Raw genomic sequence first — 12,448 nt, forward strand, 5'->3', positions numbered from 1 at the left:
GCCCGGTTCCGCCAGGTATGCCCGCTGTGCACAGGTACGCCCGGTCTCGCCAGGTACGCCCGGTTCTTCCCCTGGTACCCGCGATGCCTGGTGCTTTCGGGCATACCACCAAGGAACTTCTGCCCAGGTACGCCCGGTTCGACCAGGTACGCCCGATCCCGCCAGGTACGCCCGAAAGCACCAGCCGCGCCGCGCTCGCGACGCGACCACCGGACGGACGGGAGGCCCGGTGCCAGCTGGCACCGGGCCTCCCGTCCGTGGTGGGGTGGCGTCAGCCCTTGAGGCCCGAGCCCGTCACGCCCTCCACGATCTGCCGCTGGAAGATCAGGTAGAGGATGATCAGCGGCAGCGCCGCGAGGATCGCACCGGCCTGGATGTCGGCGTAGCGCTGCCCGAAGCTGCCCTGGACCGTGGCGAGCCCGACCGGGATCGTCATGAGGTCCGGGTTGGACAGCACGAACAACGGCAGCAGCAGGTTGTTCCACACCCCGACGAAGGTCAGGATCGTCACGGCCGCGATCACCGGACGCGACAGCGGCAGGATGACCGACCAGTAGACCTTCCAGATGCCGGCGCCGTCGATGCGCGCGGCCTCTTCCAGCTCCTTCGGGATGCCGTCGAAGAACTGCTTGAAGATGAACACCGCGATCACGGCGGGCACCTGCGGGAAGATCACCGACCAGTAGGTGTTGAGCAGGCCGACCGCGTTGAGCTCCTGGAAGATCGGGATGATCAGCACCTGCGTCGGGATCATGATCCCGAGGATGATGAGCAGGAACGCGATGTTGCGGCCGCGGAACACCAGCCGCGACAGCGCGAACGCCGCCATCGACGCGAACAGCACGGTGAGTGCCGCCGTGACGACGCTCGTGATGGCGCTGGCGAGGTACCAGTTCCAGATGTCGCCGGCCTGGAACAGCGACGAGTACGAGTGCAGCGTCGGGTTCCAGCTCGACAGGATCGCGTTCGCGCCGAGTGCGGCGACGCCGTTGTCGGACAGCGACGTCTTCAGGGCGAACACGCTCGGGATGAGCCAGATGATCGCGAAGATCGTCAGGACGATCCCCGACGCGATCGTGAAGCCGCGACCGCTGACGCCGATCTTCGCGGCGCTCGTCGGAGCGGCGGACGACACGCCGGTGCGGAGCTTGCGGCCGGTGGTGATGCTCTCGGTGGCGGTCATGTCAGGCCCCGATCTCTCGCTTGGCGGCAGCGCGCTCGACGAGCTGCCGGATGACCGCGATCGCCACGATCACGATGAACAGGAGGACCGACGCGGCCGATGCGGCACCGAGCCGGTTGTCGGTGAAGCCGACGCCGGTGATGAGCTGCAGCGAGACCTGGGTCGAGATGCCCGGCCCGCCGTTCGTCATCAGGTAGACCTGGTCGAAGATCTTCAGGCTCGCGATGATCTGCAGCAGGACGACCAGCGTCGTCGTGCGGCCGAGCAGGGGGAGCGTGATCGACTTGATCTGCTGCCAGTTCGACGCGCCGTCGACGGCGGCTGCTTCGTACAGTTCGCGCGGGATCTCCTGCAGGCCGGCCAGGTAGAGCACGAAGTTGAAGCCGAGGGTCCACCACACGGTGGCGATCGCGACACCGATCATGGCCGTGTTCGGGCTCGACAGCATGCCGGAGCCGGGCGTCATGCCGATCGCCGACTGCAGGCTCGCCCACAGACCGGTGCTCGGCGTGAAGATGAACACCCAGATCAGCGAGATCGTCGCCGACGGCAGGATGAACGGCAGGAAGAACGCCAGACGGAAGAACCACTGCCCGCGGTTCATCCGGTTCGTCAGCACGGCGAACACGAACGCCAGGATGACGAGCGGCGGGGTCGTGTACAGCGTGAACTGCAGCGTGTGCCAGAGCGACGACCAGAAGTCGCTGCGCCCGAGCATCTCGGCGTAGTTCGCGAACCCGGCGAAGCTGCCGAGCCCGGTGCGGACGGTCGAGGTGTTGAAGAAGCTCGTGACGATCATCCAGACCGTCGGGCCGAGCAGGAAGGCCACGTAGAACAGGCCGAACGGGGCGAGGAACAGCCAGCCGCTGCGGCCCTGGCCGCGGTTCACGCTGGAGCCGTAGGAGCGGTTCCGGCGGAGACGCGGCGCGGTGGCCGCGTCGGTCGGCCGGTCGAGGACAGGTGCTGTGGTCACGTCATCGTGCCTTTCGCGCGGTGTTCACGGCGATCGCGGGGGTCGTCTGCCCGGCGTGGTCCGGCCGGGTGGTTGCGTGCCGGGTCACAGGGGGCTCGGGGTGTTGAGGTACGTCGCGAGCTGCGACTTGATGGCGCGCAGTGCCTGCGCGGGGGACGAGCTGCCCTGCTGCACGAGGGCGAGCTGGGCGCCCACCGTGCCCTCGAACGTCGAACCCGACCCGCCGTACCAGGCGGCGTCGTCGAACACGGCGGTCTCGGCTGCGGCCGCGTAGTTCGACTGCGGCGTGAGCTTCTTGTACGCCGCGCTGTCGAACGTCGGGATGTAGGCCGGTACGTGCCCGCCCTCGGCCCACGTCAGGCTCTGCTCGAGCATCTGCTTGATGAAGAGCATGTGCTGCTTGCGCTGCTCCGGCGTGCGGGCCTTCTTCGGCAGGACGAACGTGTGCGAGTCCGCCTGGGTCGCCGGCTTGTCGTAGAGCTGCGGGATCGGCGCCATGCCGAAGTTCAGGCCCTTGATCGACTGCGCGGTGCTGATCTCCCACTCGCCCTGCATGAAGAAGCCGGCCTTGCCGTCGAACATGAGCGACTGCGCGGTGGCGTAGTCGAGCGCCTTGTTCAGCCAGCCCTCCTTCACCCACTTCTGGGTGCGGCTCGTGACCTCGTTGTAGGCGTCCTCGTTGACGGTGAGCTTGGACCCGCCGTCGCTGATGAACGGGGTGGCGTCCTTCAGCTGGTTGTACATCGTCCAGAAGAAGCGCCACGGGGTGGCCGTCTCCGGCACCACGTTCGCGACGTTGAGCGCCGTGCCGCCGGTGACCTTGGCGACCGCGGCGAGGGCCTTCTCGAAGTTGTCCATGCCGTTGAGGTCGACGAGGTTGCCGTCGCCGTCGATCAGGCCGGCCTTCTTGCAGACGTCGACGTTGTAGAAGAGGACGAAGGGGTGGGTGTCGAGCGGGACCGCGATGTTGTTGCCGTCGGTCTTCTGCGCCGCCCAGGCCTTCTGGTTGAAGTCGGCGGCGCTCAGGCCGACGCTCGCCAGGTCGTCGGACGTGATCGGGTCGAGCAGGTCACCGTCCCAGAGCGGCTTCGCGCGGGTCAGGTGCGCGACCGCGACGTCCGGCGGCTTGTTCCCGACGGTCGCCAGTGTCAGCTTCGAGTAGTACGGGTTGCCCCACGCGAACGTGGTGCCCTGCAGCGCGCTCGAGCCGCCGTGCTGCTTCGCGTAGCCGTCCTCCATGGCCTGCATGCGGACGCCGTCGCCGCCGCCGAACAGGTTCCAGAAGACGAGGGTCTCGGGGTTGAGTGCGCTACCGGCGAGGCCGGCGGCGAGGGGGCTCGAGCAGGCGGCGAGCGGCAGGACCGTCGCGGCCGCTGCGCCGGCGGCGAGGAAGCCCCGGCGCGAGAGGCGCGACGCGGGTGTTGCGGGTGGGATCGGCATGGCATCACTCCATCGGGATGGGCCGGGCTCGGGAACAGGGTCGGTGCTCCCGCCGGAGCATCGCTGCTCCGGACCCGGAGCACTGCTGCTCCGGACACGGAACGACCTTCCGGTGCTCCGTGAGCGCTCACATTAGCGCTCGCTCCCGGCATCCGCCACCCCTTTCGCGACGGCGTGGAACCCGGTAGCGTTTCTGTCAGGTGAGCGCTCACTTTCGTGACGGCCCGCTTCGGTTCCCGTCCGTGGCCCCACCCGCTCCCCGCACGAACCGCACTGCCACGATCGAAGGAGATCCATGCCCCGCACACACCTCGTCCTCGACGCCGCGTTCACCGTGGGGCCGGTGCGACGTCGCCTGTTCGGCGGGTTCGTCGAGCACCTCGGCCGCCACGTCTACGACGGCATCCACGAGCCCACCCACGAGACCGCCGACGAGCACGGCTTCCGCAAGGACGTCGTCGAACTCGTCAAGGAACTCGGCGTCTCCGCCATCCGCTACCCCGGTGGCAACTTCGTCTCGGGGTACAAGTGGGAGGACGGCGTCGGCCCCGTCGAGCAGCGCCCCCGCCGCCTCGACCTGGCCTGGCACTCGACCGAGACCAACGAGGTCGGCCTGCACGAGTTCCAGCACTGGCTCGACCAGGTCGGCTCGGAGCTCATGCTCGCCGTGAACCTCGGCACCCGCGGCACGCAGGAGGCGATCGAGCTCCTCGAGTACGCGAACATCGACGCCGGGACCGCACTGTCCGAATACCGTCGTTCGAACGGTCGCCAGGAACCCTTCGCCATCAAGATGTGGTGCCTCGGCAACGAGATGGACGGCCCGTGGCAGCTCGGCCACAAGAACGCCGACGACTACGGCAAGCTCGCCGCCATGACCGCCAAGGCCATGCGGCAGATCCAGCCCGACCTCGAGCTCGTCGCCTGCGGTTCCTCCGGGGCGTCGATGCCGACGTTCGGCGAGTGGGAGCGCACCGTCCTCGAGCACACCTACGACGACGTCGACTACATCTCCGCGCACGCCTACTACGAGGAGGACGACGACCTGCCGTCGTTCCTCGCCTCGGGCGCCAACATGGACCACTTCATCAAGACGGTCACCACGGCCGCCGACCACGTCCAGGCGCAGAAGAAGTCCGACAAGCGCATCGACATCTCGTTCGACGAGTGGAACGTCTGGTCGATCAAGAAGTGGGAAGCGAAGGCCAAGACCTTCACGCTCGACGAGTGGCCCGTCGCCCCGCGTCTGCTCGAGGACGTCTACACCGTCGCCGACGCCGTCGTCGTGGGTGGCCTGCTCATCTCGCTGCTCCGCCACGCCGACCGCGTCGCCTCGGCCTCGCTCGCCCAGCTCGTCAACGTGATCGGCCCGATCATGACCGAGCCCGGTGGCCCGGCCTGGCGCCAGACGACCTTCTTCCCGTTCTCGGTCACCTCGCGCCTGGCGCAGGGCACCTCGCTGCAGGTCAAGGCCTCGGGTGACACGGTCGACGGTGGCAAGCACGGCGAGGTCCCGGTCGTGGACTCCGCCGCCACCGTGTCCGAGGACGGCAAGGCCGCGGTCTTCCTGATCAACCGCCACCCGTCCGAGCCGACCACGGTGACGATCGACCTGGCCGGCATCGGTGCGACCGGTGACGTCCACGCCGAGGGCGTCTGGGACGACGACCTGCACGCCGTGAACGACCTGGAGAACACCTCGCGCGTGGGGCTCCGCACGAACGAGTCGGTCCGCCGCGAGGGCGACACCGTCACGATCGAGCTCCCGCCGGTCTCCTGGACCGCCGTCTCGATCGGCTGACAAGGCGCCTCGGCGCACGCCACGGCGGGCGTCGAGTGAGCACAGAGGACGTCGGGCGCGACTTCACGGGGTGAGCGACACCTCACGGGGTGACGGGCGCGTGGACTGTCGCTGGGCCCGTGACGTGGCCCGCGCGGCGGCCGGGAGGCCCGTGGCGGCCTGGCACCGGGCCTCCCGTCCGGCATGTGGTTGCCAAAGCGACAGGTGGTCGGCAGTTAGCCGGGTCAGGTCCGCGAAACCGACAGTTCTCCACGGACGTTCGGAGCGATTCTGTCGCTTTCGCGGAAAGGGCCGTGGCGTCGCGGCGGCGGACGGGAGGCCCGTGCCGGCCTGGCACCGGGCCTCCCGTCCGGCATGTGCGCGAGTTCACGGGCTGGGTGACAGTTCACGGGGCCGTGCGCACGTGATGTGGCGGTGAGCGCGAAACGCGCGCCGCGTCAGCGCGCCGGCGGCGGCGCCGTGCTCGCGCGCTCGACGAGCCGCACCGGCACCAGGTCTGCCGCGACGCTGACCCGCTCGCCGTCGATCTGGGCGAGCAGGTTCGCGACCGCTCGGCGGCCGACCTCGTCGAAGGACTGGTGCACGGTGGTGAGCGGCGGCCAGAACGAGTCGGACTCGGGGGAGTCGTCGAACCCCACCACGCTCAGCGACGACGGCACCGGCCGTCCGGACTCGTGTGCGGCGCGCAGGACACCGAGGGCGGTCTGGTCGTTCGCGGCGAACACCGCGGTGATCTCCGGGCGTGCGGCGATCTCGAGCCCGGCCTCGTAGCCGTGCTCGGTCGTCCAGCCGCCGCGGAACACCGGGGGCACCGGTCGACCGGCGCGCGTCAGGGTGTCCTGCCACGCGGCGAGGCGACGTGCGGCCGAGTACGACGACTCCGGCCCGGCGACGTGCCAGACGGTCTCGTGCCCGAGGTCGAGCAGGTGCTGCGTGGCCTGTCGAGCGCCGTCGGCCTGGTCGGTGTCGATCGCGGGGTGGTCGGTGCTGCCCGTGGAGTCGATGATGACCATCGGCACGCCGTCGGGCAGCACGACCTCGGCGGTGTCGATGATGTGCGACTCGATGATGATCACGACGCCGTCGACGGCCTGTTCGTGCAGGCGCGAGAACGCGGAACGGACGCCCGCCTCGGTGCGCGAGGCCATCGGCAGCAGGGTGATCGTGAAGTCGGCGACCCCGGCGGCGTCGGCGATCGCCTCGAGCGTGCGCATGTTGCCGAAGGAAGCGAGCGTGAACATGATCACGCCGATGGTTCGGAAGCGGCCGGAGCGCAGGGCGCGGGCGGCACGGTTGGGCCGGTAGCCGAGGGACTCCATGGCGCGCTGGACGCGGTCGCGGGTCTCCGGGCTGACGTTGTCGAACCCCCGGGCGACGCGTGAGACCGTCTGCATCGACACCCCGGCGGCCTCGGCCACGGCGGCCATCGAGGGGGCGCGGCGGGTGCCGGCGGGGGACTCCATCGTCACGCTGGCGCTCCTTCCGGATCGAGGGGCCGAACGGTCGGCCTCCCCGGACGCTAGCGCATGTTGACGTTGCCATGCTATCGTCGCGTCGTTCGATGTTGACGTCAACATCGGTGACCGCCCGGACACCCTGATCCGGCCCGGGCCGAGCCGCCGACATCGACCACCCGAACGCAGCAGACGAAGGAGTCACATGAGCACGCTCGCAGCGCGCCCCGGTGAGGCAGCACCGCGCCCCACCGCCGAGCGCCCGGCCGGCCGCCGCCCCAAGCCGCGGGGACGGCTCACCGGATGGCTGTTCGTCGGCCCGTTCGTCGTCGTCCTGGTCCTGATGCTCATCGTGCCGATCGGCTACGCGCTCTGGCTCAGCCTGTTCCGCGACCAGCTCATCGGCGGCAACCAGTTCGTCTGGTTCGCCAACTACGTGCAGCTCTTCCAGGACGCCAAGTTCTGGTCCGGGTTCGGCCGGGTCGCGATCTTCCTGGTCGTCCAGGTGCCGATCATGCTCGGCCTCGCGCTCGTCGCCGCCCTCGCCCTGGACAGCGCCCGACTCTGGGGGACGAGCTTCTTCCGCATCGCGGTGTTCCTGCCCTACGCCGTTCCCGGTGTCGTCGCGGCCTTGATCTGGGGCTTCATCTACGGCAACCAGTTCGGGCTGACGGGCGCCGCGAACGACGCGCTCGGCATCGACCTGCTGCAGCCGTTCAGCCCGAGCTGGGTCCTGACGTCGATCGGCAACGTGGTCACGTGGGAGTTCCTGGGCTACAACATGCTGATCTTCTACGCCGCACTCCGCACCGTCCCCGGTGAGCTGTACGAGGCGGCCGAGCTCGACGGCGCCGGCCCGATGCGCACGGTCTTCTCGATCAAGCTCCCGGCGCTCCGCGGCCCGATGGTCATCGCCACGATCTTCTCGATCATCGGCAGCTTCCAGCTCTTCAACGAGCCGAACCTGCTCAAGACGCTCGCCCCGAACGTCATCGGCAGCGCCTTCACCCCGAACATGTACGCCTACTCGCTGTCCTTCAGCGGTCAGCAGTTCAACTACTCCGCCACGGTCGCGATCGTGATGGGCGTGATCACCGCGGTGATCGCCTACGTCGTCCAGGTCCGCGGCACCCGCGAGGAGAACCGATGAGCACCATCCAGCACCCCGCCGGGCCCGCAGCGGCCACGGTGACCGAGGCGACCACGACGCAACGTGCGCCGCGCACCCGCTCGATCCGCGCCTCCAGGAAGGCAGACCAGCACGTCGACGGACGCAAGCCGAAGCGTTCCGGCCTGCTGACCGCGGTCATGGTCGTCTTCGTCGTGTACTCGTTCGCGCCGCTGTTCTACCTGCTCGTGAACAGCACGAAGACGCAGGCGTCGCTGCTCTCCACGTTCGGTCTGTGGTTCGGCAGGGACTTCAACCTCTGGCAGAACATCGTCGACACGCTGACGTACAACGACGGCATCTTCCTGCAGTGGTTCGGCAACACGCTGCTCTACGTCGTCGTCGGTGCCGGCGGGGCCACCCTGCTCGCCACCGTCGCGGGCTACGGCATGGCGAAGTTCCAGTTCCCCGGACGCCGCGCGGTCTTCGCCGTCGTCCTCGGCGCCATCGCGGTCCCCGGCACGGCGCTGGCGGTCCCGACCTTCCTGCTGTTCTCGCAGGTCGGCCTGACCAACACCCCGTGGGCGATCATCCTGCCCTCGCTGATCAGCCCGTTCGGCATGTACCTGATCTGGACCTACGCGGTCGAAGCGATCCCGGCCGAACTGCTCGAGGCCGCCCGCATGGACGGCGCCGGTGAGTTCCGGATCTTCTTCACGATCGCGCTCCGCCTGCTCGCGCCCGGTGTCGTAACCGTCCTGCTGTTCGCGGTCGTCGCCACCTGGAACAACTACTTCCTGCCGCTCATCATGCTGAGCGACCCGAAGTGGTACCCGCTGACGGTCGGCCTGAACCAGTGGAACGCGCAGGCCACCGGGTCCGGCGCGCAGCCGATCTACAACCTCGTCGTCACGGGATCGCTCCTCACGATCATCCCGATCGTGGTCGCGTTCCTCTTCCTCCAGCGCTTCTGGCAGTCCGGCCTCGCGGCCGGGTCGGTCAAGGCCTGATCCCTTGGACGGGAGGCCCGTGGCGACCCCGCCCCTGTCCTCCGGTCCGGCACACAGCAGCACCACCCCCTCCACGAAGAAGTGAAAGGCACTCCCATGAACAAGCGTCTCCGGCGCGGCCTCAGCGCCCTCGCCATCGGCGTCACCGCCGCGATCGCCCTCGCCGCGTGCGCCTCCGGCGGCTCCGGCTCCGGCGGATCGGCCGACGACATCGACAAGGCCCTGCAGGACGGTGGCACCCTGACCTACTGGTCGTGGACCCCGTCGGCGAAGGCCCAGGTCGCCGCGTTCGAGAAGCAGTACCCCAAGGTGAAGGTCAAGCTCGTCAACGCCGGCACCGGTGCCGACCAGTACACGAAGCTGCAGAACACGATCAAGGCCGGCTCGGGCGCCCCCGACGTCGCCCAGGTCGAGTACTACGCCCTGCCGCAGTTCGCCCTGTCCGAGTCGCTGCTCGACCTGTCGAGCTACGGCTTCGACTCGCTCGAGAAGGACTTCGCGAAGAGCACCTGGAGCTCGGTGTCGATCGACGGCAAGGTCTACGGCCTGCCGCAGGACTCCGGCCCCATGGCGCTGTTCTACAACAAGAAGGTCTTCGACAAGCACGGCATCGCCGTGCCGAAGACGTGGGACGAGTACGTCACCGCGGCCAAGAAGCTGCACGAGGCAGACCCGAAGGCCTACATCGCGGCGGACTCCGGCGACGCCGGCTTCACCACGAGCATGATCGCCCAGGCCGGTGGCACCCCCTTCACCACCGACGGTGACAAGGTGACCATCAACCTGCAGGACGAGGGCACCAAGAAGTGGACGAGCACCTGGAACGAGCTCGTCGAGCAGGGCCTGCTGTCGAAGACGGTCGGCTGGACCGACGACTGGTACAAGCAGCTCGGCAACGGTGAGATCGCCACGATGATCACCGGTGCCTGGATGCCCGGCAACCTGGAGTCCGGCGTCGCCCAGGCCTCGGGTGACTGGCGCGTCGCCCCGATGCCGACCTACGACGGTGGCACCGCCCAGACCGCGAACAACGGCGGCAGCGCCCAGGTCGTCATGAAGCAGTCGAAGAACCCGGCCCTCGCCGCCGGCTTCCTCAAGTGGCTGAACTCCTCGAAGGAGTCCACGAAGGTCTTCATGGAGTCCGGCGGCTTCCCGTCGACCACCGCTGACCTCGACTCGTCGGCGTTCCTCGACGAGAAGCCGGAGTACTTCGGCGGCCAGCAGATCAACAAGGTGCTCGTCGACGCGTCGAAGTCCTCGGACAACGACTTCACCTACCTGCCGTACCAGGTCTACGCGAACAGCGTCTACGCCGACACCGTCGGTCAGGCGTACGAGAACGGCACCTCGCTCGACGCCGGCCTGCAGGCCTGGCAGAAGGCCCTCGCCAAGTACGGCAAGGACCAGGGCTTCACGGTCTCGTCGAAGTAGTTCGACAGCATCCCCGCGGGGCCGTGCGGACACGTCCGCACGGCCCCGCTCCACGCCCGGCCCGGCTCCACGCCCGGCCCGGCTCGACGCCCGGCCCGGCCGGCAACGAAAGAACCACACCATGCGCTTCGCCATCGGCGACACCGACTTCCTGCTCGACGGCGAGCCGCACCGGGTCCTCTCCGGCGCGATCCACTACTTCCGCGTCCACCCCGACCTGTGGGCCGACCGGATCCGCAAGGCGAAGCTGATGGGCCTCAACACCATCGAGACCTACGTCGCCTGGAACGCGCACGCACCGTCGCCCGGGGTGTTCGACCTGTCGGGTGGCCTGGACCTCGGCCGCTTCCTCGACCTCGTCGCCGCCGAGGGCATGCACGCCATCGTCCGCCCCGGCCCCTACATCTGTGCCGAGTGGACGAACGGCGGCCTGCCGTACTGGTTGTTCGCCGACGGCTCGGTGGGCGTCCGGCGCAACGAGCCCGGGTTCCTCGCAGCGGTCGAGACGTACCTGCAGCACCTGGCCCCCGTGCTGGTCCCGCGGCAGATCGACCAGGGCGGGCCCATCGTCCTGGTGCAGGTCGAGAACGAGTACGGCGCCTACGGCTCCGACCCCGAGTACCTGCGCGCACTCGAGCAGATGCACCGCGACATCGGGCTGACCGTCCCCTTCACGAGCGTCGACCAGCCGATGGGCACCATGCTCGAGGACGGCTCCCTGCCCTCGCTGCACAAGACCGGGTCGTTCGGCTCACGGTCCGCCGCCCGGCTCGAGCGCCTGCGGCAGGCGCAGCCCACCGGACCCCTGATGTGCTCGGAGTTCTGGGACGGCTGGTTCGACAGCTGGGGCGAGCACCACCACACCACGCCGGCGTCCGCCAGCGCCGAGGACCTCGACGTCCTCCTCGCCGCCGGCGGCTCGGTGAACATCTACATGTTCCACGGCGGCACGAACTTCGGCTTCACGAACGGCGCGAACGACAAGGGCGTCTACCGCCCGATCGCGACGTCGTACGACTACGACGCCCCGCTCGACGAGGCCGGCCGGCCGACGTCGAAGTTCCACGCCTTCCGCGCGGTGATCGCGCGCTACGCGCCCGTCCCGCCGCTGCCCGCGACGATGGAGCCTGGTGGGTCGGGTCGCCTCGGTCCCGTGGTCGCGTCCGGCGACGGCCTGGAGGCCCGGATCACCCCCGCCACGGACCTCGCCGTCCGTCTGGACCGCGTCGCGTCGCTCCGTTCCCTGCTGCCCACGCTCACGGCGTGGTCCGCGCACGACGAGCCGCCGACCTTCGACGCCCTCGGAGCCGCGAGCGGCTTCGTCGCCTACCGCGCCGAGGTCGACCTGCCCGCCGGAGGGGTGCTGACCGTCGGCACCGAGGTGCGAGACCGAGCGATCGTGTCGGCCGACGGTGTCGTGGTCGGGGTCCTGGAGCGCGAGCACCACGACCGCGCCATCACCCTGCCGCCGGTGACCGGCACGCTCGAGCTCCTCGTCGAGGACCAGGGCCGCGTCGACTACGGCGTCCGCATCGGCGAGCCGAAGGGCCTGATCGGCGGCGTCTCGATCGACGGTGTCCCGGTGGCCCGCTGGACGGCGTCGCCGCTCGCCCTCGACCCCATCGCGCCGGACGCCGTGAGCGCGCTGTCCGAGGTCGCTCCGACCGGCGGCGACGTGCTCGCCGGGCCGACGTTCGCAGCTGGCTCGTTCGACCTGGACACCGTGGACGACCGGTACCTGTCGCTCGACGGGTTCCGGAAGGGCGTCGCCTGGGTCAACGGGTTCTGCCTCGGTCGGTACTGGTCGCGAGGCCCGCAGCAGACCCTGGCGATCCCGGGGCCGGTGCTCCGCCACGGTCGCAACGAGCTCGTCGTGCTCGAACTGCACGCCGCCGCGTCCCGCACCGCGTGCCTGCTCGTCGAGCCCGACCTGGGTCACACCGAGGCCTAGTCGCGCGCGCGGCCTGGTCGAATCGGGCGTCCCTGGTCGAATCGGGCGTCCCTGGTCGGAAGTTTCGACCAGGTACGCCCGATTCTGCTTTCCATCG

The 12,448-nt window shown here is 69.2% G+C and carries 9 protein-coding genes; 5 read left to right on the forward strand and 4 right to left on the reverse strand.

Going from position 1 to position 12,448, the window contains the following annotated elements; all coding sequences use genetic code 11:
• Positions 1-271: 271 nt before the first annotated feature.
• The 3 genes from DEJ03_RS14790 to DEJ03_RS14800 form a co-directional block, all read right to left on the reverse strand.
• Positions 272-1,183, reverse strand: coding sequence for a carbohydrate ABC transporter permease (locus tag DEJ03_RS14790; RefSeq protein ID WP_110865196.1), 912 nt, complete (start codon positions 1,181-1,183; stop codon positions 272-274).
• Between the two features lies 1 nt (position 1,184).
• Positions 1,185-2,156: a carbohydrate ABC transporter permease gene (locus tag DEJ03_RS14795; RefSeq protein ID WP_027466146.1), complete on the reverse strand. Its 972-nt coding sequence runs from the start codon at positions 2,154-2,156 to the stop codon at positions 1,185-1,187.
• 84 nt (positions 2,157-2,240) lie between these two features.
• Positions 2,241-3,596, reverse strand: a complete 1,356-nt coding sequence (locus tag DEJ03_RS14800) for an extracellular solute-binding protein (RefSeq protein WP_110865197.1) — start codon at positions 3,594-3,596, stop codon at positions 2,241-2,243.
• 295 nt (positions 3,597-3,891) lie between these two features.
• Here DEJ03_RS14800 and DEJ03_RS14805 point away from each other — a divergent pair, with 295 nt between their 5' ends.
• Positions 3,892-5,397, forward strand: coding sequence for an alpha-N-arabinofuranosidase (locus DEJ03_RS14805; RefSeq protein WP_110865198.1), 1,506 nt, complete (start codon positions 3,892-3,894; stop codon positions 5,395-5,397).
• Between the two features lie 437 nt (positions 5,398-5,834).
• On the opposite strand, the gene DEJ03_RS14810 is transcribed toward DEJ03_RS14805, so the two are convergent.
• Positions 5,835-6,860, reverse strand: coding sequence for a LacI family DNA-binding transcriptional regulator (locus DEJ03_RS14810; protein ID WP_181422747.1), 1,026 nt, complete (start codon positions 6,858-6,860; stop codon positions 5,835-5,837).
• 196 nt (positions 6,861-7,056) lie between these two features.
• Between DEJ03_RS14810 and DEJ03_RS14815 the strand changes: the two genes are divergently transcribed.
• The 4 genes from DEJ03_RS14815 (at position 7,057) to DEJ03_RS14830 (ending at position 12,351) form a co-directional block, all read left to right on the forward strand.
• Positions 7,057-8,001, forward strand: coding sequence for a carbohydrate ABC transporter permease (locus tag DEJ03_RS14815; RefSeq protein WP_071404236.1), 945 nt, complete (start codon positions 7,057-7,059; stop codon positions 7,999-8,001).
• Positions 7,998-8,969 (forward strand): carbohydrate ABC transporter permease, encoded by a 972-nt coding sequence (locus DEJ03_RS14820; protein ID WP_220034148.1) that lies wholly within the window; start codon positions 7,998-8,000, stop codon positions 8,967-8,969. Before DEJ03_RS14815 ends, DEJ03_RS14820 begins: the two co-directional genes overlap by 4 nt.
• 96 nt (positions 8,970-9,065) lie before the next feature.
• Complete coding sequence (locus DEJ03_RS14825) at positions 9,066-10,400, forward strand: sugar ABC transporter substrate-binding protein (protein ID WP_181422745.1); 1,335 nt, start codon at positions 9,066-9,068, stop codon at positions 10,398-10,400.
• A 121-nt stretch (positions 10,401-10,521) separates the two neighbouring features.
• A complete protein-coding gene (locus DEJ03_RS14830; protein ID WP_110865201.1) occupies positions 10,522-12,351 on the forward strand; it encodes a beta-galactosidase family protein in 1,830 nt (609 codons plus the stop codon).
• Positions 12,352-12,448: the final 97 nt, after the last annotated feature.

Origin of the sequence: Curtobacterium sp. MCLR17_043 (genome assembly GCF_003224215.1) — a bacterium.
Classification (GTDB): Bacteria; Actinomycetota; Actinomycetes; order Actinomycetales; family Microbacteriaceae; genus Curtobacterium; species Curtobacterium flaccumfaciens.